Origin of the sequence: Shewanella cyperi, assembly GCF_017354985.1 — a bacterium.
Lineage (GTDB): Bacteria > Pseudomonadota > Gammaproteobacteria > Enterobacterales > Shewanellaceae > Shewanella > Shewanella cyperi.
Genome location: NZ_CP071501.1, coordinates 788840 through 811770, shown reverse-complemented (window position 1 = coordinate 811770; position 22931 = coordinate 788840). Strand labels below are relative to the sequence as shown.

The 22931-nt window shown below is 55.7% G+C and carries 23 protein-coding genes; 10 read left to right on the top strand and 13 right to left on the bottom strand.

The window, feature by feature from the left end; all coding sequences use genetic code 11:
- Nucleotides 1-9: 9 nt before the first annotated feature.
- Genes JYB84_RS03330 through JYB84_RS03320 form a run of 3 tightly spaced genes read left to right on the top strand, consistent with a single transcriptional unit; the run spans nucleotide 10 to nucleotide 2368 of the window.
- Nucleotides 10-399 carry a DUF3019 domain-containing protein gene (locus tag JYB84_RS03330; RefSeq protein WP_207322039.1) on the top strand — a complete coding sequence of 130 codons (390 nt, stop codon included), beginning with the start codon at nucleotides 10-12 and terminating at the stop codon, nucleotides 397-399.
- Entirely contained in the window at nucleotides 399-1109 is a 711-nt protein-coding gene (locus JYB84_RS03325) for a response regulator (protein ID WP_207322038.1), read from the top strand. Before JYB84_RS03330 ends, JYB84_RS03325 begins: the two co-directional genes overlap by 1 nt.
- 2 nt (nucleotides 1110-1111) lie before the next feature.
- A complete protein-coding gene (locus JYB84_RS03320; RefSeq protein WP_207322037.1) occupies nucleotides 1112-2368 on the top strand; it encodes an ATP-binding protein in 1257 nt (418 codons plus the stop codon).
- 21 nt (nucleotides 2369-2389) lie between these two features.
- On the opposite strand, the gene JYB84_RS03315 is transcribed toward JYB84_RS03320, so the two are convergent.
- The 8 genes from JYB84_RS03315 to JYB84_RS03280 all read right to left on the bottom strand — a co-directional run bounded on the left by JYB84_RS03315 (nucleotide 2390) and on the right by JYB84_RS03280 (nucleotide 10182).
- The gene (locus JYB84_RS03315; RefSeq protein WP_207322036.1) at nucleotides 2390-2692 is read right to left on the bottom strand and encodes a DUF1289 domain-containing protein; all 303 of its coding nucleotides are present in this window, start codon (nucleotides 2690-2692) and stop codon (nucleotides 2390-2392) included.
- Between the two features lie 162 nt (nucleotides 2693-2854).
- Nucleotides 2855-4252 (bottom strand): ATP-dependent RNA helicase DbpA, encoded by a 1398-nt coding sequence (gene dbpA / locus JYB84_RS03310; RefSeq protein WP_228290866.1) that lies wholly within the window; start codon nucleotides 4250-4252, stop codon nucleotides 2855-2857.
- A gap of 243 nt (nucleotides 4253-4495) precedes the next feature.
- Nucleotides 4496-5959, bottom strand: coding sequence for an AAA family ATPase (locus JYB84_RS03305; RefSeq protein WP_207322034.1), 1464 nt, complete (start codon nucleotides 5957-5959; stop codon nucleotides 4496-4498).
- A gap of 152 nt (nucleotides 5960-6111) precedes the next feature.
- Nucleotides 6112-7062 carry a D-2-hydroxyacid dehydrogenase gene (locus tag JYB84_RS03300; RefSeq protein ID WP_207322033.1) on the bottom strand — a complete coding sequence of 317 codons (951 nt, stop codon included), beginning with the start codon at nucleotides 7060-7062 and terminating at the stop codon, nucleotides 6112-6114.
- 3 nt (nucleotides 7063-7065) lie between these two features.
- Nucleotides 7066-7683 (bottom strand): outer membrane beta-barrel protein, encoded by a 618-nt coding sequence (locus JYB84_RS03295; protein WP_207322032.1) that lies wholly within the window; start codon nucleotides 7681-7683, stop codon nucleotides 7066-7068.
- 16 nt (nucleotides 7684-7699) lie between these two features.
- The gene (djlA, locus tag JYB84_RS03290) at nucleotides 7700-8470 is read right to left on the bottom strand and encodes a co-chaperone DjlA (protein WP_207322031.1); all 771 of its coding nucleotides are present in this window, start codon (nucleotides 8468-8470) and stop codon (nucleotides 7700-7702) included.
- Nucleotides 8470-9150, bottom strand: coding sequence for an N-acetylmuramate alpha-1-phosphate uridylyltransferase MurU (gene murU / locus JYB84_RS03285; protein ID WP_207322030.1), 681 nt, complete (start codon nucleotides 9148-9150; stop codon nucleotides 8470-8472). The genes djlA and murU overlap by 1 nt, the downstream gene beginning before the upstream one ends.
- A gap of 30 nt (nucleotides 9151-9180) precedes the next feature.
- A complete protein-coding gene (locus JYB84_RS03280; protein ID WP_407696009.1) occupies nucleotides 9181-10182 on the bottom strand; it encodes an aminoglycoside phosphotransferase family protein in 1002 nt (333 codons plus the stop codon).
- Between the two features lie 161 nt (nucleotides 10183-10343).
- On the opposite strand from JYB84_RS03280, the gene lptD reads away from it, so the two are divergent.
- The 7 genes from lptD (at nucleotide 10344) to JYB84_RS03245 (ending at nucleotide 19249) form a co-directional block, all read left to right on the top strand.
- The gene (gene lptD / locus JYB84_RS03275; RefSeq protein WP_207322028.1) at nucleotides 10344-12641 is read left to right on the top strand and encodes an LPS assembly protein LptD; all 2298 of its coding nucleotides are present in this window, start codon (nucleotides 10344-10346) and stop codon (nucleotides 12639-12641) included.
- A gap of 121 nt (nucleotides 12642-12762) precedes the next feature.
- Complete coding sequence (gene surA / locus JYB84_RS03270) at nucleotides 12763-14067, top strand: peptidylprolyl isomerase SurA (protein WP_207322027.1); 1305 nt, start codon at nucleotides 12763-12765, stop codon at nucleotides 14065-14067.
- Between the two features lie 5 nt (nucleotides 14068-14072).
- Nucleotides 14073-15062, top strand: coding sequence for a 4-hydroxythreonine-4-phosphate dehydrogenase PdxA (gene pdxA, locus JYB84_RS03265; RefSeq protein WP_207322026.1), 990 nt, complete (start codon nucleotides 14073-14075; stop codon nucleotides 15060-15062).
- Nucleotides 15063-15073: 11 nt separating this feature from the next.
- Complete coding sequence (rsmA, locus tag JYB84_RS03260; RefSeq protein WP_207322025.1) at nucleotides 15074-15877, top strand: 16S rRNA (adenine(1518)-N(6)/adenine(1519)-N(6))-dimethyltransferase RsmA; 804 nt, start codon at nucleotides 15074-15076, stop codon at nucleotides 15875-15877.
- A gap of 37 nt (nucleotides 15878-15914) precedes the next feature.
- Nucleotides 15915-16295, top strand: coding sequence for a Co2+/Mg2+ efflux protein ApaG (apaG, locus tag JYB84_RS03255; protein WP_207322024.1), 381 nt, complete (start codon nucleotides 15915-15917; stop codon nucleotides 16293-16295).
- 12 nt (nucleotides 16296-16307) lie between these two features.
- Complete coding sequence (locus tag JYB84_RS03250; RefSeq protein ID WP_207322023.1) at nucleotides 16308-17120, top strand: symmetrical bis(5'-nucleosyl)-tetraphosphatase; 813 nt, start codon at nucleotides 16308-16310, stop codon at nucleotides 17118-17120.
- 104 nt (nucleotides 17121-17224) lie between these two features.
- A complete protein-coding gene (locus tag JYB84_RS03245) occupies nucleotides 17225-19249 on the top strand; it encodes a methyl-accepting chemotaxis protein (RefSeq protein ID WP_207322022.1) in 2025 nt (674 codons plus the stop codon).
- A 118-nt stretch (nucleotides 19250-19367) separates the two neighbouring features.
- Here the strand turns inward: JYB84_RS03245 and JYB84_RS03240 are convergent, their stop codons facing one another.
- The 5 genes from JYB84_RS03240 to cgtA form a co-directional block, all read right to left on the bottom strand.
- A complete protein-coding gene (locus tag JYB84_RS03240; RefSeq protein ID WP_207322021.1) occupies nucleotides 19368-19781 on the bottom strand; it encodes a DUF3718 domain-containing protein in 414 nt (137 codons plus the stop codon).
- A gap of 76 nt (nucleotides 19782-19857) precedes the next feature.
- Nucleotides 19858-20340: a type 3 dihydrofolate reductase gene (gene folA / locus JYB84_RS03235; protein ID WP_207322020.1), complete on the bottom strand. Its 483-nt coding sequence runs from the start codon at nucleotides 20338-20340 to the stop codon at nucleotides 19858-19860.
- A 26-nt stretch (nucleotides 20341-20366) separates the two neighbouring features.
- Nucleotides 20367-20834 (bottom strand): threonine/serine exporter family protein, encoded by a 468-nt coding sequence (locus tag JYB84_RS03230; protein ID WP_207323077.1) that lies wholly within the window; start codon nucleotides 20832-20834, stop codon nucleotides 20367-20369.
- Between the two features lie 11 nt (nucleotides 20835-20845).
- The gene (locus tag JYB84_RS03225) at nucleotides 20846-21607 is read right to left on the bottom strand and encodes a threonine/serine exporter family protein (RefSeq protein WP_207322019.1); all 762 of its coding nucleotides are present in this window, start codon (nucleotides 21605-21607) and stop codon (nucleotides 20846-20848) included.
- 27 nt (nucleotides 21608-21634) lie between these two features.
- Nucleotides 21635-22801, bottom strand: coding sequence for an Obg family GTPase CgtA (gene cgtA, locus JYB84_RS03220; RefSeq protein ID WP_207322018.1), 1167 nt, complete (start codon nucleotides 22799-22801; stop codon nucleotides 21635-21637).
- Between the last annotated feature and the right edge of the window lie 130 nt (nucleotides 22802-22931).

Here is a 22931-nt window from a genome sequence, read left to right as displayed (position 1 = left end):
AATGTGACCATGGCATCAAGATTCTACTTCCTATTGATCTTATTGCTTCTGCTGCAGGCCGAGGCCCGGGGGGATATAGCGCCCGAGCCTTCACTGAGCCTCAGGCCCAGCCTGTGCCTGACAGAGAAGGATGCCAACGACTGTGACATTCGCCTGGAGCTGCAATGGACGGCACCGGGCCCCATCTGCATAGAAGCCAAACTTGAGACCCCGGCACTCTGGTGCCCCGAAGAAGGACTCACAGAGCTCACCATTAATATCAGCGCCGACAGGGACGTAGAATTTGTCTTGCTGGACAAGTCCGACAGTCAACCTCTGGCCGAGGCAAGGTTGCAGGTTAAACCTGTGACCGAGTCCAGTTTCAGAAGACGTTTCCGTAATCCCTGGAGTTTATTCTGATGAACCAGCCCCTTTATCGTGTCCTCTTGGTGGAGGACGATATCCGCCTGGCTAACCTGATAGTGGACTTTCTCAAGACCCACGATATGCACGTGGAAGTGGAACGCCGCGGCGATACGGTATTGACGCGGCTGATCAACTATCATCCCGACATCATACTGCTGGATATCATGCTGCCGGGAATGGATGGCCTGAGCCTGTGTGAGAAGCTGCCGGATTACTTCTCCGGTCCGATATTGCTGATGAGCGCCCTGGGAAGCAGTGAAGATCAAATCAAGGGCCTGGAACTCGGTGCCGATGACTACGTGGTCAAACCCGTGGACCCGGCACTCTTGGTGGCGAGGATCAATAATCTGCTCAGGCGCCACAGTCAGCCGCCCAAGCCCAGCGACAGCAAGAGCCTGACCTTTGGCAAACTCAGTATCGATCCCCACACCCAGATGATCCGTCTGGGAGACAGGCAAGTGGATCTCACCAGTCACGAGTTCGAACTGCTGTGGCTGCTGGCCTCACAGGCCGGTCAGGTGCTGAGCCGCCAGTACATCTATCACTACCTGCTGAACATAGACTTCGACGGTCGGGACAGGAAGATAGATGTGCGCATCTCCAGGCTGCGCAAAAAACTCGGGGATAACCTGGATACCCCGTTTCGGATCAAGACGGTTTGGGGTCAGGGCTACCTGTTTGCTCCCGAAGCCTGGAACAGCTGACGGTGAAGCGACTCTTTGTCAGCCTCTATTTACTTCTGAGCCTGTCGGTACTCGGCATAGGTTGGACCCTGGACAGCCTGTGGCAAAGCAAGGTGGCCGACAGCCACAGCGAAGACGCCCCCTTGCTGGCTCTGGGTCAGCTGCTCAAGGCCATCCCCCCGGCGGAACGCGCCCATTTTTTGGAGGCCATGGAGCCGAACCCGGATTTTCCCCTGAGCCTGGTGAACGCCGCGGATATCGCCATGGGCAACAATGACCAGCTGTCCAAAAACCAGCTGGTTACAATCCGTCTCGACGACAGTCATGAACAACATCTGCTGCGCCTGGGCGAACAGGTTCTGGTCGCAGGGCCGGTGCGTGTCGATCCGCAGGAAAATCTCAGGTGGCTGTTTACCTTGTTCTTTTACCTGCTGCTTGCCGGCGTGGCCCTGGTGTGGGTCTGGCCCCTGTCACGGGATTTGCGTACTCTGCGTGAGGCCGCCGCCGCGCTGGGGCGGGCCCGCTGGGATACCCGTATTAACTTGTCCAAAGGCTCCCAGGTGGCAGCCCTGGCCGACACTTTTAACGAGATGGCCCGTCACATAGGCGCCCTTATCGATGATCAGAAACAGCTGACCAATGCCGTGTCCCACGAGATCCGCACTCCATTGGCACGACTCAAGTTTGCCCTGGCGCTGTTGCCGACCCATTGCCCCAATCCCGAAAAACGCACCCAGCTGATGCAGGACATGCAATTGGACATAGGCGAAATCGAAGATTTGGTGCAGGAGCTGCTGACCTATGCCAGGTTGGAGTCCCAGCAGGCCGGGATCCATTTTGAACCATGCGAGCTGGGCGCCCTGGTGCAGCAGGGTGTCGAGCGTCTGGGGCGCCGTGGGGGGCCGCAAATCCAGCTTGAGCTACCGGCGACACCATTGCTTATCCGTGCCGATGCCGCACTGGTGGAGCGGGCGCTGCAAAACCTTGTCACCAATGCCCAGCGTTTTGCCGAAAAGGAAGTCAGGGTCAGGCTGTGGCAAAATCACAGGGGCGCCTGCATTGAGGTCAGGGATGATGGCCAGGGGATCCCGGAGGCAGAGCAGCAACGGATATTTGAGCCCTTTTACCGGTTGGATTCGGAGCGCAATGCCAACAAGGGCCATGGCTTGGGATTGGCCATCATCAGCCGCATCATGCAGCGTCACAAAGGCAAGGTGGTATTAAGCAGCCAACCGGGCGACACCCGCTTTGAACTGCGCTTTCCCTTTAATCCCGACTGAAATGGTTAAAGGTAGATTGAATCAGTCGAGATTGAAGTCACCGAGGTCGAGCAGTGGTTCATTCTCTTCCAGGTTCAGGCTGCCATTGGCATTGGCGCGCTCGGCCGCCAAAGCTTCCTGCCTGGCCTTGTACAGCGCCAGCAACTTACGCCGCTTGCGATCGCGACACAGGCGCATCACTTCGTGTTTTTGGGCATCGGAATAGCTGTTCCAGTGGAAACGCTCATCGCGGCTGCGAAAACAGCCCAGGCAATAGCCACGGCTGTCATTCTGACAGACGTTGATACAGGGACTGGGGATATCGAAAAACGCTAACTGTTCCATGACTACCCGGGAGCAAAAACCGCGCATTGGCGCAAGCATCTGTCTAGGTATATCACCTTAGCTTAAAAAAGGCGAAAATTTGCCCGGCGGGCCTATTGCAAGGGGCAAAACAGGTCTAAGGAGAAAGCGGGGCAAAGACGCAGGCCTTTGCCCCAAACGGCATTACTTCAGCAACCAGGCGCGATAACTGCGGCCCTTGATCTTGCCCTTTTGCAGCTGCTTAAGGGCCCGGTTGGCGGCGCCGCGGCTCACGGCCACGAAGGCGCGGATGTCACCCATCTGAATTTTGCCCACCTCGGTGCCGGCAAGGCCATCATCACCGGCGGTCAGGGCGCCCAGTATGTCACCTGGACGCAGCTTCTGTTTCTTGCCGCCGTCAATCTGCAAGGTCACCATGGCCGCCTGGCGCGGTTGCTTGTCCAGCGCCGCCAGTGATGGCAGGCTTTCGGCCACTATGGCATAACCCAAGTAGTCTTCCAGCAAGGCCAGTTTCATGCCGTCCTGATGACTGTAAAAACTGTAGGCCGCCCCCTGACTGCCGGCCCGGCCGGTGCGACCGATACGGTGAATGTGCACCTCTGTGTCATGGGCCAGATGGAAGTTAAACACAGCATCCAGAGCCTCGATATCCAGGCCCCGGGCCGCCACATCTGTGGCCACCAGCACACAGGCGCTGCCATTGGCAAAGCGCAGCAGGGTCTGTTCCCGGTCTTTCTGTTCCATATCGCCGTGCAGTGCCAGCACGCTGAAGCCATTGTCGGCTAGCTCATCGGCCACCATCTGGGTTTCACGCTTGGTGTTACAAAACACCACGGCACTGCCGGGCTGGTGTTCCAGCAGCAGGAGTTTCAGCGCCTGCATCCGGCTGCCGTGCTTATCCAGCTCAAAGAAGTGCTGGCTGATGCTGACGCTGTCATGGGTAGCGTTAACCTTGACCATCAGCGGAGAGCGCATGATACGGGCGGCAATGGCCTGGATCTGCTCCGGAAAGGTGGCGCTGAACAACAGGGTCTGCCGATCGGCCGGGGTGTGGGCGATGATATTGTCGAGCGCATCGGCAAAGCCCATTTCCAGCATGCGATCGGCCTCATCAAGCACCAGCATGTTGAGATGGCTCAAATCCAGGCGACCTCGCTCCAGGTGATCGAGTACCCGGCCCGGAGTGCCGACTATGATATGGGCGCCGTGCTCCAGGGATCCCACCTGGGGGCCCATGGGAACACCACCACACAGGGTCAACACCTTGATATTGTGGATGCCGCGGGCCAACAGCCGTATGTCCTGGGCCACCTGCTCTGCCAGCTCCCGGGTTGGACACAGCACCAGGCTCTGAATGCGGAAGCGCTTCACCTCAAGGTGATGCAGCAATCCCAGACCAAAGGCAGCGGTCTTGCCCGAGCCCGTCTTGGCCTGGCCTATCACATCTGTTCCGGCCAGGATGGCCGGCAGACTCTGGGCCTGGATCTCGGTCATGGCCTGGAACCCAAGGGTGCCGAGGTTTTCAAGCAGGGCAGGTTTAAGGGCCAAGGTGGAAAAGGCCTGTGACTGTTGTTGGCTCAAGGGGATATCCTTCACTTGCGATAGGGCTGTGGCCGGAGCTACAGCAAACGGGCTGAAAATGGGGTGTGGTGCAGGTGTGGCACCAAGACCGGCGCCATTGTAGCAGATTAACTATTTTTGCGCTGATTTGCTTTGGTGCAAGAATCTACATCAGCTGATGCAGATAGAAGTGCTTAGCTGCGCCACCTGTAAGCTGCTGTGGCGCGGGAGCGATAATGTTGAGTTCGGTGAAGCGGATACATCTTAGTGAGCGTTCACAGTCCTGCCTTGAGCCCAGGCCTTGAGCGCGAGAATTTTCTCCCGCATCACCACGGATAAGGGCCGGGTGCGCGACAGCTCTTCAAGGATAATCTCCTGATCTACCTGCTGCTGCCGTCCTGCGGCGGCATAAATGGCGGAAATGACCGCCTGTTCAATCTCGGCACCGCTGAATCCCACACTGGTGCGTGACAAGAGCCCCAGATCCATGCTGGTCACATCCACTCCCCGTTTTTTGCAGTGAATGAGGAATATAGCCTTGCGGATCTCTTCATCGGGCAAATCGACAAAGAAGATTTCATCCAGGCGCCCCTTGCGCATCAACTCGGGTGGCAGAGCCTGGATATCGTTGGCCGTGGCCACCAGAAATACATCGCTCTTACGTTCGGCCATCCAGGTCAACAGCGCGCCCAGGATGCGCTGTGATGTCCCTTCATCACTGCTGCCGCCACTGATGCCCTTCTCAATTTCATCAATCCAGAGCACACAGGGCGACATCAAATCCGCCAGCTCCAGCGCCTGACGCAGGTTCTTTTCGGTTTCGCCTATGTATTTGTTGTAGAGTGCGCCCATGTCGAGCCGTAACAAGGGCCGCTGCCACACGCCGGCCACCGCTTTGGCTGCAAGGCTCTTGCCGCTGCCCTGAACCCCCAGCAGCATAATCCCCTTGGGCGATGGCGCGGAGGTATCCCTCATTTGGGGATGACGAAGCTTGAGCCATTCCTTGAGGTTATGCAGTCCGGCAATGTCAGCGAAACTGCTGGTGTCGTACTCGTACCTGAGAACCCCGTCCATATCCATCAAACTGAACTTGGCTCGATTAACCTTATCCACATCTTCATGGGTGATGGCGCCATCATCCACTATCGCCTTGTGGATCAGCCTGCGGGCATCATCAAAGGTCACGCCGCGCAGGTTATCGGCAAGACATGCCACAGCTTCATCGTCCACCCTCAGCGGCAGCCCCTGGCGCCGCACCTTGTCTATCTCATCCATAATCAGGTTTTCGAGCTGATTCTTACTCGGCAACGACAAGCGGAAGTGGGCACAGTAACGACGGATTTCAGGTGGGATCTCAAAAGCATGGCTCACCAGTACCAAGGTGTGTTTCAGCGCATCGTACTCCAGAGCTATCTCTTTAAGCAGACGCACATTTCGCGGTGCATCCTGCACAAAGGGATGGAAGTCGCACAGCACATAAATGCCCTGCTGCTGGGTGGATTTGATGTGCCCGAGTAAATCACCGGGGTCGGCGTTGAATTTCTGGCTGCCCATGTCCCTGTCGACCCGGGACAAACCGCTGGTAATAGACCAGGTAAACAGTGGCTGATACAGGGTGGCGGCTACCCGCTTCAGCAGCTCTATTACCCGGTATTCCTCGTAGGTTTCAATGACCACTATGGGAGTGTTGGACCTTAATACCGCCGCTAAATCCTGTACATCCTGCATCTTGCCAATTCCTTTAATGATCAGTTCCAGGGGCCCACCGGGCTCAGGGATTATGCGACAAAATTCATCAGCAAAACAATGCCTTCAGAAGGAAGTAGCCCCTCAGCATCCTGACTGAAGCCGATATCCGGAATTCCGGGAGGCTCGGTGTGCTACACCAGTCGGTTACTGCGCTCACCTCGCAAAAACGCCGCCACATTGGCCACGGCGATATTCATCAGATTTTGCCGCGCTTCCAGTGTCGCCCAGGCGATATGCGGGCTGATGCTGATATTGGCGGCGTGAAGCAGTGGGTTGTCGGGCCTTGGTGGCTCACTGGAGAGCACATCGACAGCCGCTTGCAGCTTGCCGGCATTGAGGGCCCCGGCCAGGGCCACTTCATCCACCAGATCGCCCCTGGCGGTATTGACCAAGAGACAGCCGGGTTTCATCAGGGCCAGGGTCTGTTCGTTTATCAAATGCCGGGTATCCGGCGTCAGCGGGCAATGCAGACTGATTATGTCGGCACAGGGCAACAGCTCTTGCAACGGCAGCCATTTGGCACCATTTGGTAAATCCCGCGGCCGGCTGCGGCTGCTTATCAGCAGTTCCATGTCAAAAGCGGCGCCTATCCGCGCCACCTGACGGCCTATGGTGCCAAAACCCACTATCCCCAGACGCATGCCCTTGAGGGAGCGCAGCTGGCTCAGGGTAAAGCAGAAATCCGGACTGCGACTCCACTCCCCCGCCACCACAGCGCTATGGTGCTCCGCCAGGTGACTGACGTGATGCAATATATGGGCGAAGACCATCTGGGCCACGGCATCGGGGCCATAGGCGGGCACGTTGGTGACGGCAATGCCCAGGGCCTTGGCCGCCTCCATGTCCACCACATTGGTGCCGGTTGCCAGCACCCCTATGTATTTGAGTCCCGGCAGCTGTCTTAAGGTATCGCCATTAAGCACAGTTTTGTTGGTCAGCAGCATGGGAGCTCCCAGGGCGCGGCTCAGCACCTCTTCGGGAGCGCTGCGATCGTACAACTGCAAATCACAAATAGCTGCCAGCGGTGACCAGTCCAAATCGCCGGGGTTAAGGGTATAGCCATCAAGCACACATAGACGCATATGTTAAAATCTGAAACTCAGCCCCAGGTTAGCCTGCCCCTGCCACATGAGATCAGATTCAATCCTCCACACACAGTTGTCGGCACTGCAAAACAAGTCGTTATCACCGTTGATAAAGGTGGCAAAACCACGCATTTCCGCCAGCAGGGCCAGATTATCGCCAAGCCGATACTCGGCTCCGATGCCAAGGCCCATGGAAAATCGGGTCTCGTTGCTAAAGTCATCGCCCGGGCGCATCTGGGTCAGGCCTGCGGTAGCGGACACATAAGGATGAAAGTCCCCCACAGGAAAGTAGAGGCTGCCCCCCAGGTGGGCATAGTCCAGTTGGAGCGAGGTGATGCGCTGATTACTGAAGTCACCACCACTTTTGAGCTGCGTGTTCTGGTTTGAATAGAGCAGGTAGATATTGCCAGGGTGTCTTGTCAAGACTCCAAGCATGATGCCGTAGTGGGACGATTCCTCGGCCTGAATATCCCCGCTTATGCTCTGATTATCTCTGGTCAGATTAGCGTCCAGGCCACTGGCACCAAAGCTGTAACCGCCGAAGGGAGTAACAAACACCTCGGCAGACGCCAAGGGCACAACCAATAACAACAGGACAGCATATATTCCGTGTTTCATGGATTTCTCCTCGATATCAACGCATTCCGCGGGCAACCTTCACCGCTTCGTAGGCCGCCTGAATATCCTGGGCCTTGCGCTTGGCCAGTTCCATCATTTCCGCCGGCAGGCCCTTGGCCACCAGCTTATCCGGATGATGTTCATTCATCAGTTTACGATAGGCTTTTTTCACCTGCTGATCCGTATCCCCGGCTGAAATACCCAGCAGGCGATAGGCATCCTCCAGTGTTGGCCCCTTGCTGCGACCACCTTGCTGGAAGCGGAACTCTCCCTGCCAGCGTCCCAGCAGCGCATTGAGCTGGGCTTCGCTTATGCCCAGGGTGGCGGCCATGGTTTGCAACAACTGCAACTCCCGGGGATGCAGCTCACCATCGGACAGTGCCGTTTGGATCTGGATTTCCAAAAACATCTGCAGCAGCTCGGGACGCCCCATGGACAGCAACCTCAGGCTGTTAAGATTGCCCTTAAGATCAAAGTCACTGGCTTTGCCATCCCTGAACGCCTGCTGTGCCTGACGCCTGGCCTCGCCCTCCAGCCTGAGCTCGTCCATCAGGGCGCTGGCGAGGCGGATATCGGCTTCGGTCACCCGCCCGGAGGCCTTGGCCATGTGGCCCATCACTGCGAAGGTGGTGCTGAAAAACACCATCTGGCGCTTGCTGGCACCGCCCTGACCACCGCTGCTACGCCTGTCATACAGATGACCCAGATACAGGCCAAACAGGGCGCCAAAGATACGGCCAAACATAAAACCGATTAAAAAGCCGAAAAACTTGCCTTTAAAACGCATTAACTTGCTCTCCCGGCATGGCCTTGCAGACGCTGCTCCAAGTCCTCGAGCCGTGCAATGGTGCCCACATCGCACCAGTAACCATCAAATTTAGCGCCCGCAACCAGACCCGCAGCCATCTTGCTGCGCAGCAAGGGCGCCAGCGGCCGGGCCCCCGGCGTGAGACCGGTAAACAGCGCCGGGCTGTAGATCCCCATGCCGGAAAAGGTCAGCAAGTGCTCACCCTCGGCGCCTATCTGTTGCCCGTCTAAGACAAAGTCGCCCTGAGGATGCTGGGGTGGATTGTTCACCAGGTATAACCAGGCCTCGGCGCCCTCGGGCAAGCGTTCCGGCAAGGGCGGCAATTGGTCGATAAAAATATCGCCATTGACTACCAGAAAAGGCTCATCCCCCAGCAGTGGCAGGGCCTGGATAATACCACCGGCGGTTTCCAGCGCTTCTGCCTCATGGCTGTAACTGATGCTCAGCCCAAAGCGGCCGCCATCACCGAGGGTTTCCGGCAACTTGTGTCCCAGCCAGGCACAGTTGATCACCACCTCCCTGAAACCCGCCGCGGCCAGCTTGTCCAGGTGGTATTCGATAAGGGGCTTACCCAGCACGGGCACCAGGGGCTTGGGCAGGCTGTCGGTCAGGGGCCGCAAGCGCTCACCACGGCCCGCAGCCAAAATCATCGCCTTCATTTAGCCGTCACCTTCATTTGGCCATAACCTTCATTTGTTCGTAACCTTGGGCCAGACCCTTTCATTGATAAAGCGCGCCAGGGGACCGAGTTCCCGGTAACGTACGGCCACATCGCGGATATAGCCCAGGGTCAGGGGAATATCCTTAAGGTAACCTGGCTTGTTGTCCCTGTGGTTGAGGCGGGCGAAGATCCCGGCAGCCTTCAGATGACGCTGTATTCCCATTAAATCGAACCAGCGGCGATAGCGGTTGAAGTCAGTGTCCATTGGTATCAGTCCATGACGGTGACAAAGCTCAAAATGGGTCAGCATGCCTTCCTCCACCAGATGTTCGGGCCAGCGGACATAGCAATCCCGCAGCAAAGACACAGCATCATAGGTAATGGGGCCCTGCACCGCGTCCTGAAAATCCAGCACCGCAAGTTTGCCCTGCACCAACATCAGGTTGCGGCTGTGAAAATCCCTGTGCATCCCATGCCTTGGCTGCTCCAGGGCATTCTCGGTCAAAAATTCAAAGGCTTGCTCCAGCATGGCGCGCTCGTCGCTATCCAGGGGCAGTTGCAGGTGTACTTCAAGCAGCCAATCGACAAAGATCGCCAGCTCCCGCTGCACAAACTCGGCGTCGTATTCCGGCAATGGGCCGGCATCCGTGGCCTTGACCGAGGCGATGGCGGGCAGCAGCTCCAGGGCCTGCCCGTACCAATCGAGCACGGATGTCTGGGTCAGGTGCGACAGCAGCAGGTCATCGCCGAGATCCTCCAGCAGCATAAAGCCCTGGTTTGGCTCGGCGGCGAGGATCTTGGGTACAGGAATACCGGCCTCGCCGTATGCCTTGGCCACCAGCTGAAATGGGCCAAGGGGGATTAGCTGAGGCGGGGAGTCCATGACGATAAAGCTCTGGTTCCCGTGGGTGGCTCTGAAATAACGCCTGAAGCTGGCGTCACCGGAAATTATCTGCAGTGATGGGGCGGCCGCAAATTGCTTTCCAAGCCATTCTTGCAGCGAAACAAATCTGGGATCTGAGGGGGTCATTTCATGGCTCTGGGCAAAAAATTGCTTTATTATAGCTGGCATATTTTTAGGAAACAGCCAATAAATTGAACAGAATGAATCGGCTGTGTTGCTCTGGAACTGAGTGCAACATTTCCCATCCCCCGGTGTCCAGACAATAAACAAGAATTATCGACCACAAGATGCAGATCCGATTCCTATTGGCCTTGAGCCTGTTACCCGCATTCTCACACGCCGACCTGCTCGATGACACTGAGACGGGCGCCCAGTGCAGCGTCGAGCCTCCGGTGGCCATACCCGCTGCGGCAGTCACGCCTGATTCAGAGCAGCTGGAGATACGCATTGAGTCCGACAGCTCTGATGCGACCATGAATCAAAGGGCGCAATTTGATGGCAACGTCAGTTTCTCTCAGGGCTCCAGACGCATTGCCGCCGATAAGGCATCTGTGGATTATGTGGAACAGCGCCTGGATGCCAGCGGCCAGCTGGTGTTTCAGGACAGTATGTTTACCGTGACCGCGGATGCGCTCACCGCCAGGATGCAGGACAACAGCGCCACCCTCTCGGGCGCCAGCTATTGGCTCCATGGACAGCAGGTGCACGGCGAGGCCAAGCGGCTGGAGATCACGCCGGACAACAATTTACAGCTGAGCCGCACCAGCTTCACCACCTGTCCGCCGGACAACGTCTCCTGGATGTTGGAAGCCGACCGTATCAAGATAGACAGCAAGGAAGAATGGGGCGAAATCTGGAATGCCAAGCTGCGCATTGCCGATGTGCCGGTATTTTACATTCCCTATATGACGGTGCCCGTGTCCGACAAACGCAAAACGGGTTTTCTGTTCCCCGAGTTCAGCACCAGCACCACCAATGGCCTGGAATTTGCCACCCCCTGGTACTGGAACCTGGCCCCGGAGTACGACCTGACCCTGACGCCGCACTATATGTCGTCCCGCGGGCTGTTTCTCAAGTCAGAATTCCGCTATTTGGCGGGCGATGCCCAGGCGGGGCAACTGAATCTGGAATACCTGGGCAATGACCATAAGCTCGACGGCAGCCCGGATCGTTACCTCTATCATTGGCAACACCAGGGCGCCCTGGACACCCATTGGCGTGTGCTTGCCAACTTCACCCAGGTATCGGACAACAATTATTTCAACGATCTCAAATCGGAAGTTGCCCGCGCCACGGACAACCAGTTATCGCGGATAGGCGAGGTCAGCTATTTCGAACAGGATTGGGATATCAGCACCCGGGTGCAGGATATCAAGGTACTGGGTGAGGAAGAGCTGCCCTATCGGGTAATGCCACAGCTGAACTTCAATTACCGCGCCAATGACTTCTGGCAGAATTTGGACTTCGGTTTCAACGCCGAAGCCAGCAATTTCCAGCATCAACAGGACGAGATGGCTACCGCCAACCGCCTGCACCTGCAACCCAGCGTTACCTGGCCCATTCACGGCCCCGCCGGTTTCCTCAGCAGTGAACTGACCCTGCTGCAAACCAATTATTGGCAACATAATCTTGACCGGCCCGAAAACCAGGATCTGGATGAGACAGTCAGTCGCACCATCCCCAGGGCCAAGATCCATGGCCAGATCAACTTTGAACGCAACACCTCGCTGTTCGACAGCCAGATGCGTCAAACCCTGGAGCCCCAGTTCCAATACCTGTACGTGGGCTATGAAGATCAATCCCACATAGGCCTGTACGACACGGCCCAATTGCAGGATGACTATTATGGTCTGTTCCGCGCCCGTCGCTTCTCCGGCTGGGACAGGATTGCCGATGCCAACCAGATGACCCTGGGTCTGACCACCCGCTTGTTCGATGAGCATAATCTGGAGCAAATGAAATTCAGCTTCGGTCAGATTTTTTATTTCACCGACAGCAAGGTGGCCCTGAGCGAAGATCTGCGTCAGGAGCGTCCCAGTGCGTCGGTGCTGGCCGCCGAACTGGATACCCGCATCTACAAGGACTGGTTTTTTTCCGGCGCGATTCAATACGACACTCACAACGGCGATACCCGCAAGTCCGAGTTCACCCTGGACTTCCGTCCCGAAGCCAACAAGCTGGTGCAGTTCAGCTACCGCTACGTGCCGGATTTGCTCAACAGCAACACCAATGACAGGGTGGACATTTCCCAGACGGGCCTGAGAACCACCTGGCCGCTGAGGGACGATCTCTATTTCGTCGGCAACTGGTATTACGATCTTAAGGAAGCCCGTTCGGTGGAGGCCTACACCGGCTTCCAATATGAGTCCTGCTGCTGGGCGGTGCGCTTAAGCTACCACTACCACATCAAGACCAACTACAGCGACGAGTTCAATCCGAGTATCGACGAACGGGAACAGTTTGAGCGCGGCATCTTCCTCAATTTCGTGATCAAGGGGCTGGGTGGCTCAGGCCCCTTGGGTGTCAGCGACATGCTCGATGAGGGGCTGTTCAACTACAGGAAGCCGCTTTATCTGAGGAATTAACACAGAAATGTGGTAGATTGCGAAACCACATTCGGGACTTGCTGTCCAAACAGGTTAACACTACCGGGGTTGTCTGCCGGATAGGTGGATAAAAAACCCAGATTGCCAAGGATTTATTTGGATGAAACCCAGAAAGAATTTGATGTTTGCCCTGCTGGCCATGACCCTGAGCAACGCCGCTCAGGCTGCGCCTCAACCGCTGGACAGGATTGCGGTACAGATTAACGACGGCATAGTGCTCGAATCTGAAATCGACAATATGATCGCCACAGTGACCAAAAACGCTACCGAAGCGGGCCAGACCCTGCCCTCGGATGACGCCCTGCGGACCCAGGTAATAGAGCGCCTGATCCTCACCCGTTTGCAACTGCAAATGGCCGACCGTATCGGCCTGCACATAGGCGATCTGCAGCTGGATCAAACCATAGAAAACATCGCCCGCGAGCAAAAGCTGACAGTGGATCAGATGCGCAAGCAGATCGAATCCGAAGGCATGAGCTTCAGCCAATACCGTGAACAGGTCCGTGAAGAAATCACCCTGGGCGAAATCCAGCGTATTCAGGTACAGCGCCGCATTCAGGTGTCCCCACAGGAAATCAATAACCTGGTCAAAATGATCGAAGAACAGGGCATGAAGGATGTGGAATTCAAGATTGGCCACATCCTGATTGAAGTACCGGCCAACCCCAGCAGCGAACAGTTGGAAGCTTCCAGCAAGCGCGCCCAGGCGGTACTTGACCGCCTGAAAGACGGTGCCGACTTCCGCTCCACCGCCATTGCGGCCTCTTCCGGCCCCAAAGCGCTGGAAGGCGGTATCTGGGACTACATGAACATCAACGAAATGCCCACCCTGTTTGCCGAAGTGGTGGGCAACGCCAAGAAAGACGAGATTATTGGCCCCATCAAGAGCGGTGCCGGTTTTCACATTCTCAAAATAGTGGATATTCGCGGCCTTCAGACCAAGGAAATTGAGGAAGTGCGTGCCCGTCACATACTGCTCAAGCCCTCACCTATTCTGTCGGAAGAACGCGCCAAGGCCATGCTCGACCAGTTTGTAAAGCAGATCCGCAGCGGCGAAGCCAAGTTTGAAGATCTGGCCCGCCAGTATTCTGAAGATCCGGGTTCAGCCACTAAAGGCGGCGAGCTTGGATGGGCCGAGGCCGGTATTTATGTGCCCGAATTCGCCCAGACTCTCAACAATCTGGCCATAGATGAAATCAGTGAGCCGTTTCGCACCACCCACGGCTGGCACATAGCCCAGCTGGAGGAAAAGCGCAAAACAGATGCCACCGAGCGCTTTAATACCAATCGCGCTCACCAGTTGATTTTCCGTCGTAAATTCAACGAGGAACTGCAAAACTGGTTGGACGAAATGCGCGCCGAGGCTTACATTGAGGTCTTTGAACCCGAGAACGACAGAGGCTGATTTCCGTGACAGTCAAGCGCATTGCCATTACCCCGGGTGAACCGGCAGGAATAGGTCCGGATCTGGTGATCCAACTGGCCCAGCGTCCCTGGCCGGCGGAGCTGGTGGTGTGTGCCGATCCGGCGCTGTTGCAGGCCAGAGCCAAAAAGCTCGGTCTGCCGCTCAGTCTCAGGCCCTACCAACCCGGACAGGCCCCAAAGCCACAGGAAGCAGGCACCCTGACATTGGTGCCGTTCCAAATGGCAACCGAGGCGGAGTGTGGCAAGCTCAATGAGCTTAACAGCGCGTATGTCATTGATACTCTTCGTTATGCCGGCGAGAAGAACATGAGCGGCGAGTTTGATGCCGTGGTGACAGGTCCGGTGCACAAGGGCATCATCAATCAGGCGGGTATCTCCTTCAGCGGCCATACCGAGTTTTTTGCCAATCAGGCAGGCTGTCAGGATGTGGTCATGTTGCTGTCTTGCCCCGGCTTGCAAGTGGCGCTGGTGACGACCCACATCCCCCTGGCATATGTCGCCAAGGCCATCACCCGGGACAGGTTGCACAAGATCATCAAGATCCTGCACCAGGATCTGGTCAGTAAATTCGGCATAGAAAAGCCAACTATTTATGTCTGTGGCCTCAACCCTCACGCGGGTGAAGACGGTCACTTGGGCCGGGAAGAACTGGATGTTATCATCCCTGCCCTCAACGAGCTCAGGGAACAAGAGCATTTCAATATCGTCGGTCCTCTGCCCGCCGATACCCTGTTCCAGCCCAAATACCTGGAGCATGCCGATGTGGTGCTGGCCATGTACCACGATCAGGGCTTGCCGGTTCTCAAGGCTCAGGGGTTTGGTAAAGCAGTGAACATCACCCTGGGTCTGCCCTATATCCGCACCTCTGTGGATCACGGTACAGCGCTGGAGCTGGCAGGTACGGGCCGGGCCGACACAGGCAGCTTTGTCTGCGCCTTGCATAAAGCCATTGAATTGGCTGGCAAAACCAACTGATATAGTGATAGATGAGCAATAAAGTCCACTTGGGCCACACGGCCAGAAAACGTTTCGGTCAGAACTTTCTGACCGACGGTAACATTATTAACCGCATTGTGGGTGCCATAGCACCGGACAATGACCATATCATGGTCGAAATCGGTCCAGGCCTCGCGGCACTGACAGAGCCTGTGGCCCTGGCCATAGACAAGCTGACAGTAGTGGAACTGGACCGGGATCTGGTGGAGCGCCTCAAGGTGCACCCCACTCTCAAGGACAAGCTCGACATCCATCAGGGGGATGCGCTGCAATTTGATTTTGCCCAGCTGTGCCAGCCGGGCAAGAAACTCAAGGTATTCGGTAACCTGCCCTACAATATTTCCACGCCGCTGATGTTCCACCTGTTCGAATTTGCCGGACAGATTGAAAACATGCACTTCATGTTGCAAAAGGAAGTGGTGCTCAGGCTGTCAGCCAGCCCCGGCACCAAGGCCTATGGCAAGCTGACAGTAATGGCGCAGTATTTCTGCCAGGTAGTGCCTGTGCTGGAAGTGCCGCCCGGCTGTTTCACACCACCACCCAAGGTGGACTCTGCCGTGGTACGTTTGGTGCCCTATGCCGAGAAGCCCTGGCCTTGCAAGGATGTGGAGCTGCTGCGCAAGGTGTGCAACACTGCCTTTAACATGCGGCGCAAAACACTGCGCAACAACCTCAAGCCCATGCTCAACGACGACGAATTTGCCAAGTTGGGGATAGACGCCGGTCTGCGTCCGGAAGACATCAGTGTCGAGCAGTATGTTGCCATAGCCAATTACCTGTACGATAAGAAATAAGTGTAAGGGGGCCCCGGCCCCGGAATTCAGGATTTCCATGACAGCCACAGATCCAGCTATCAAGATAGAAGTCGATACCGAATATCTGGAACAACAATCGGATCCCGATGAAGGCAAATACGTCTTCAGTTACACCATCACCATCATCAATCTGAGTGACAGAGCCGCCAAACTGGAGACCCGCCATTGGGTCATCACCGACGGCAATGGTCATATCAGTGAGGTTCAGGGCGCCGGTGTGGTAGGCGAAACCCCGGTGATCCCCCCCAACACCGCATATCAGTATACCAGTGGCACTGTATTGGAAACGCCACTGGGTTTCATGGAAGGCAAATATGGTATGACGTCAGAGTCCGGCGAACCATTCGATGCCCTTATCCCGGCATTCCGATTGGCGGTTCCAGGACTCCTGCACTGAGATAAGATTGCTATGGCCAACTACTTTGTCGGAGACATCCAGGGCTGCAATCAGGAACTGCAGTCTCTGCTGGCGAAAGTAGACTTCAATCCCTCCAAAGACACCCTCTGGGCCGTTGGCGATCTGGTTGCCAGGGGACCGGACTCCCTCAAGGTACTGAACTTTTTTGAATCCCTGGATGGCTCGGCCAGGGTAGTGCTGGGTAATCACGATCTGCATCTGCTGGCCATCTATAATGGCCTCAAACGCGCCAAAGCATCCGATAAGCTGGAGAAACTGCTGGCATCCGAGCGATTGCCAACGCTGATTGGCTGGTTGCGGCAGCAACCCCTGATGCAGGAATTACCCGAGCATAAATTGATCATGACCCATGCCGGGGTGCCCCCACAGTGGGACCTGCCGACCCTGAGGGCCGAAGCCGCTGCAGTGCACATGGCGCTGCAACAGGAGGACTACTTTGAACTGTTGGCCTTCATGTACACAGAAACGCCGGAAGCTTGGTCTGAAACTCTGCAGGGTAAGCTGAGGCTGCGTTACTGCATCGATGCCCTGACCCGAATGCGCTATCTCCACAGCGATGGCCGACTGGATTTCAAATGTAAAACCCCCCCGGAAGATTGCAAGGAGCCGGATCTGCATCCCTGGTTTGAATTGCCCTCGCATTTGGAAGACCATACCCTGGTGTTTGGCCATTGGGCAGCCCTGATGGGCAAAGTGGACCATCCGCTGCGCATAGCCTTGGATACCGGCTGCTGCTGGGGAGAACATTTGACACTCTGGCACCTTGAAAACAGAGAAAAAATTAGCCAAAAAAGGATGAAATAGGGTTAAACTAAACCTTGTTCCAGCCGATATAGAGCCCGTCGCGTACAATCAGTACTGAATTGGTTATTTTTCGGGAAAAACTATAAAAATCACCGGAGTATCATATGAAGATAAATGTAGCCACCCGAGTCATTGGCGGTTTCAGCGTAGTAACCCTTCTCTTGGTGATTCTGGGTATCGCCTCTCTGGTGACCAACAGCAGTCTCAAGGACAGTACCGTGCTGGTGCAGGAATTGAGCATGCCTGCCCTGGAGGCCACGGGTAACCTGTCCGAAACTCTGAGTGAGCAGCAGCGCCTTATCCTTATCGCTTACCACAGCGCCCATTCCAGCGCCATTCCCGAGCAGGAAAAGCAATTCAACACCCACAGCAAAAACTTCAAGGAAGGTTTTACCACCCTCAGTGGATTGCTGGAAAACAATCAAAACTATCTCAGCCAGCTAAACCTGCTTAACAGCAGCTATCTCAAGTTTGCCAACGACAGCAAGGCGATGATCGATGCCCGGGAACAGGCACTGACCCAGCAGGAAGAGCTGATTAAACAGCGCAGTACCCTGGAAAACAGCGCCGATGATGCCTCTTCTGGCCTGCTGGATCTTATCGATCTCGAAAGCAGCTCCAACCAAACGGAAAAGGAAATTGCCGCAGCCGCCAGCGCCATCGACACCAGCATGAGCAACATTATCACCACTGTCTATGACCTGGTTTCTACCGAAGAGAAAAGTAAGTACGACATCATAGTCAAGGAACTGGACTACATAGTCGGTGAGGCCAAAACCAAGATTGAATATGTTAATCGTCATGGCGAAGGACTGCTTGACCAGGAGCTGATGCAGGGCATCAATAAAGATACCAGCAAGGTGTTCAGCATGCTCGATGGCAAACAAAATACCATGCTGTCACTGAAAGCCAGTCAGCTCAACAATGCAGAAGCCGCGCTGACCAAACTCAATGCCGTTGAAAAAGATGCCAAGGAAGTCTCGGCAAAAATGCGTGAGCTGAGCAAGAGCATTGACGGCGTGACCAAGGAAATCAGCAATAAAGCCATCAGCGATGTCGACAGTGCCTCCATGCAAACCACGTTGCTGGTGATCATTGCCATTATTGTCGCCATTGGTGTCAGCTTGTGGGTGGTCAGGCCGCTCAAACGCTCCCTGGACGAGGTCAATGATGCCCTGAATGTGCTGGCATCGGGCGATTTGACCCATAAGCTGGATGATTCCGGCCACGATGAATTTGCCGAATTGTCGCGCAACTGTAACCGCTTGGTGGACAGCCTGCGGGCACTGATCGTGGGCATTCTCGATCGTTCTACCCAGCTGGCGGCGGCCGCTGAACAAACCTCGGCCATTACCTCCCAGACCACTACCGGTATTCAGGAACAAAAGAGCCAGGTGGATCAGGTGGCAACGGCAACCACAGAACTGAGTTCAAGCGCCCATCAGGTGACCCTGAGTGCGGATGATGCCCTGAAGCAAATCAAGCAGGCCGATGATGAAGCGCACCACATGCGCACCATAGCCGATGAAAACAAACGCACCATACAGGCGCTGGCGGAAGAAGTGGCCAAGGCCAGCAAGGTGATCAACAAGGTGCATGCCGACAGCGCCTCCATAGGCTCGATCCTCGACGTGATCCGCGGCATTGCCGAGCAAACCAACCTGCTGGCACTGAACGCCGCCATTGAGGCCGCCCGTGCCGGTGAACAGGGTCGCGGCTTTGCCGTGGTGGCCGACGAGGTTCGCAGCCTGGCCTCACGGACCCAGGAATCAACCCGCGAGATCCAGCAAATGATCGAAGTACTGCAACAGGGTACTCAGCAGGCGGTGGCAGTCATGGAACTGGGTCAGACCCAGGCAAAAGCCTGCGTCGACAAGACAGAGCAAGCCAACGTGGCACTGGAAACCATCAGCAAATCGGTGCACCAGGCCTTCGATGCCGGCACTCACATTGCCCATGCCGCTCAGGAGCAGAATCTGGTGAGTCAGCAGGTCTCGGAAAAATTGGAACACATTGCCGCCATTTCCGAAGAAACGGCCATAGGTGCCGATCAAACGGCACAATCAAGCCATCAGGTAGCGCGTCTGGCGGAGGAACTGCAAGCCTCGGTAGGTGAGTTCAAGGTCTAAGCTTAAGTTCCATAAAAAAAGCCGCCATAAGGCGGCTTTTTTGTGCCTGGACTGTCGCTGCAGTTGATCAGGATAATAAAAAACCGGGCTGAGGCCCGGTTTTCTATTGATGAAACTGTTAATCTTCGCTTTCGCCACCGCCACCGCTGAGGCGCTCTTTAATCGCAGCCGTGATTGGGCTGCCACCATGGCCATTGGCCTCGGCCCAGGCTTCGATGGTTTTGCCATCGGCTTCGGCAGCACCGAGCTCAGCAGCTGTCAAACGCTTGGCAATAAACTCGCCCACATCCGCGGCATTGGCCACATAGGCGGTGCGCAACAGACTGATACCATCACAGCTGATGCCTGAGTACACATTGCGCAATTTCACCCGGCTTTCTTTGAGCTTTTTACGCAGACGGTTTTTATCATTGGATTTCACGTAGTCACAAATACTAGCAACCAACTGATCGGTGTCGGCCATGGCCGGAGTGGACACAGAAACAGAGGAAGCTGCAATCAGCGCTGCAATAGCCACGGGCAATACACGCATCCGATACTCCTTTGTATTTTTCATTATTCAGTGGACTCGTCAAAAATCCACATCAGGGTACACAACACCGGCTAATTTAACACTTTTTTGCCAATGTGATAAAGCGATATTCAATACCCGATGCGGCAATGTGCTCACTCTTTTCCAACAGCTCCCAGGAACCGTCATCCCAGGCAGGGAAATGGGTGTCACCAGCCACGTCCAAGGCAATCTCTGTTAAATATAGCCTATCGGCTTGGCTAAGAAGACTCTGATACAGTTGCCCTCCGCCTATGACCACCAGTTCCTCACAATCAGCCACCAAGTGTTTTGCAGCCTCAAAAGAAGTGACAACGCTCACCCCTTCTGGGCGATAGTCTGTATTGCGACTGATGACGATATTGTGCCTGCCGGGCAATGGTCGACCTATGGACTCAAAGGTTTTGCGCCCCATGACCACGGGCTTTCCCAGGGTCATGGCCTTGAAGTGTTTGAGATCCTCAGGCAAGTGCCAGGGCATTTGGTTGTCTTTTCCTATGACGCGATTGTTGGCCATCGCGGCTATCATGGCGATACGCATGCTTATTCCCTAATTTGATTGAATTTTTATATTACGGGACGGGTTCTGAAATACAAGAGTCCCGGCAAAGCCAGACCCACCGACAGGGCCCCAAGAATAAATACCGTCTTCAGGCCATTGCTGATAACGGCTCCTGTGAGTGCCGGACTGACCTGACTCTGTGCCGTCAACTGAACCAGGGCAATCACGGTATTAAAGGCATAGGTCCCCGGGATCATGGGGATAATGGCCGCCACCGCATACAAAAGCGGCGGCGCCAAATGCCGCCTGGCAAAGGCTATGGTGACTGTGCCCACCAAAGCCGCAGCAGCAAAGGTGGCCCACTCAATGGGCAACTCCAGCTGCAACAGGGCGGTGCGGAAACTGTGCCCAAGGGCTGCGGCAATGGCGCAGTAAGGCAGAAAACGCTTGGGGACATTAAACAACATGGCAAAGCCCAGTGCCGGAATCGCCGAAAACAGGGCATCGTTAAGCAACAGCCACAGCATGTCCATTGGGCTTGAGGTCACAGGAAAATGCCTCCCAATTGCATGGCACAGGTAATGCCAATCACCGAGGCCAGAGTCAGCAAGCTCGCCTGCCCCCAACGGGAGATCCCCACGTTCATGTGTCCTTTCACCATGTCCGAAATGGCATTAATCATCGGAAAACCCGGCACCAACATCAACACGCTGGCTGCCATGGCCAATTCCGGCGTTTGGGTCAAAGGCCAGCGATAACCTATCTGGGACAGGATATTGGTAACAAAGGCGGTCGCGGCAAAGGTGACCAACAGATTGAAATGACGTCGGGTCAACAGCAAACGCACTATCATGCCGATGGAAGAGGCAAAGGCCGTGATAAAACAGGCCGCCAGATCGCCACCAAACAGATGGCAAAAACTGCCACAGGACAGGCCTATCATGGGGATCACCAAGTGCGCAGGATAAGATTTGGGCGAGATTTTGGCCAGACGCCGACGAACCTCATTGGGCCCGTAAAGCCCCTTTTCCGCCAACAGGCACAAGCGCTGTAATTCGCAGATAAGGGCCATATTGATGCCATGTTCACGAATACGGCGAGTGGTAGTGATGCACCTGCCATGGACCAAACTGGTCAGCACCAGGGCATTGGAAGAGATGGAAAGCTCGACGCTGGCCAAGCCCAGCGCCTTGCCAAGGCGCTGGCTGATCTCTTCAACCAGATCAGACTCAGCGCCATAGGCCAAAAGTAATTGCGCCACGCGCACTACCTGGCGGGTGATGTCATTTTGCGTTTCTGCGTACACGTCACGCTCAACTTCAGGGGTAAAAGCTTACCTTTGATAGATGATCTCTACATCGTAATCATCGTCGTCGAAGTCGTCATCGAAGTCATCGTCATAATCTTCGTTGGCGTCTTCCAGGCTGGCCTGGTGATAGTTATCCCATTTGAACTCAACGTCAGCATCGGGATCTTTATCTTCCTCATCGGCAGGCAGACTGCTGATAAAGTCATACAGCTTTTCGGCCAGTTCCTTGGTGCCTGAACGGGTGTAGGCAGAGATGGTATAAACATCCCCTTCCCATCCCAAATCCGCCACTATGGCATCCACCCTTTCCTGCAGCTCTTCTTCCAGCAAGAGATCCGTCTTGTTGAATACCAACCAACGGGGCTTGGCAGCCAGCTTGGGAGAATACTTCTCCAGCTCAGCCACAATGGCACGGGCGGCATCGGCAGGATTGGAACCGTCAACGGGCTCGATATCCAGTATGTGCAGCAGGACACGGCAACGTTCCAGGTGTTTGAGGAAGCGGATCCCCAAACCGGCACCATCGGCAGCCCCTTCAATCAGGCCGGGAATATCGGCAATCACAAAGCTCTGTCCGGGTCTTGGATTCACAACCCCGAGGTTTGGCACCAGGGTGGTAAAGGGATAATCGGCAACCTTGGGAGTCGCACGGGAAACCGAGCGAATAAAGGTCGACTTACCGGCGTTCGGCATCCCCAGCAGGCCCACGTCGGCCAGCAACAGCAGTTCCAGCTTCAGGCTACGCACTTCACCCGGGGTACCAAGGGTCTTCTGCCTCGGCGCCCTGTTGGTGCTGCTCTTGAAACGGGTATTGCCCAGGCCATGGAAACCACCCTGCGCCACCAGCAGTTTTTGACCGTGGGTGGTCAGGTCGCCGAGCACTTCCTCGGTCTCTTCATCCACCGCACGGGTACCCACGGGCACCTTGAGGATCAGGTCCTTGCCGCTGTGACCGGTGCAGTCACGGCCACGGCCGTTTTCACCGCGCTCGGCCATGTGGAAACGCTCAAAGCGATACTCGATCAGGGTGTTGAGGTTTTCATCGGCCTGCAGGAATACGCTGCCGCCATCACCGCCATCACCACCGTCCGGACCGCCGTCGGGGATATACTTCTCGCGACGGAAACTCACGCAACCGCTGCCACCGTCACCCGCTTCAACCCGGATCACTGCCTCATCGACAAACTTCATACATACTCCCGACACCCCAGAATGGAGGAATTATACCTTTTAACCCCAGGGGTCGCCAAAAAACTCATTTTATCCCAGCTTTCCGACCACAAGCTGTGGCGGAAACCACAAAACAAAAGCCCCACCAATG

Bases quoted from the DNA above. Each gene is read 5' to 3' on its own strand.
- JYB84_RS03300 (WP_207322033.1), bottom strand. From the start codon at position 7,062: ATGCGTCTATGTGTGCTTGATGGCTATACCCTTAACCCCGGCGATTTG.
- JYB84_RS03325 (WP_207322038.1), top strand. From the start codon at position 399: ATGAACCAGCCCCTTTATCGTGTCCTCTTGGTGGAGGACGATATCCGC.
- folA (WP_207322020.1), bottom strand. From the start codon at position 20,340: ATGCGTATCGCCATGATAGCCGCGATGGCCAACAATCGCGTCATAGGA.
- JYB84_RS03240 (WP_207322021.1), bottom strand. From the start codon at position 19,781: ATGCGTGTATTGCCCGTGGCTATTGCAGCGCTGATTGCAGCTTCCTCT.
- lptD (WP_207322028.1), top strand. From the start codon at position 10,344: ATGCAGATCCGATTCCTATTGGCCTTGAGCCTGTTACCCGCATTCTCA.
- JYB84_RS03250 (WP_207322023.1), top strand. From the start codon at position 16,308: ATGGCCAACTACTTTGTCGGAGACATCCAGGGCTGCAATCAGGAACTG.
- murU (WP_207322030.1), bottom strand. From the start codon at position 9,150: ATGAAGGCGATGATTTTGGCTGCGGGCCGTGGTGAGCGCTTGCGGCCC.
- apaG (WP_207322024.1), top strand. From the start codon at position 15,915: ATGACAGCCACAGATCCAGCTATCAAGATAGAAGTCGATACCGAATAT.
- JYB84_RS03295 (WP_207322032.1), bottom strand. From the start codon at position 7,683: ATGAAACACGGAATATATGCTGTCCTGTTGTTATTGGTTGTGCCCTTG.
- surA (WP_207322027.1), top strand. From the start codon at position 12,763: ATGAAACCCAGAAAGAATTTGATGTTTGCCCTGCTGGCCATGACCCTG.
- JYB84_RS03280 (WP_407696009.1), bottom strand. From the start codon at position 10,182: ATGACCCCCTCAGATCCCAGATTTGTTTCGCTGCAAGAATGGCTTGGA.
- JYB84_RS03330 (WP_207322039.1), top strand. From the start codon at position 10: ATGGCATCAAGATTCTACTTCCTATTGATCTTATTGCTTCTGCTGCAG.
- JYB84_RS03305 (WP_207322034.1), bottom strand. From the start codon at position 5,959: ATGCAGGATGTACAGGATTTAGCGGCGGTATTAAGGTCCAACACTCCC.
- JYB84_RS03315 (WP_207322036.1), bottom strand. From the start codon at position 2,692: ATGGAACAGTTAGCGTTTTTCGATATCCCCAGTCCCTGTATCAACGTC.
- JYB84_RS03245 (WP_207322022.1), top strand. From the start codon at position 17,225: ATGAAGATAAATGTAGCCACCCGAGTCATTGGCGGTTTCAGCGTAGTA.
- cgtA (WP_207322018.1), bottom strand. From the start codon at position 22,801: ATGAAGTTTGTCGATGAGGCAGTGATCCGGGTTGAAGCGGGTGACGGT.
- djlA (WP_207322031.1), bottom strand. From the start codon at position 8,470: ATGCGTTTTAAAGGCAAGTTTTTCGGCTTTTTAATCGGTTTTATGTTT.
- JYB84_RS03230 (WP_207323077.1), bottom strand. From the start codon at position 20,834: ATGGACATGCTGTGGCTGTTGCTTAACGATGCCCTGTTTTCGGCGATT.
- rsmA (WP_207322025.1), top strand. From the start codon at position 15,074: ATGAGCAATAAAGTCCACTTGGGCCACACGGCCAGAAAACGTTTCGGT.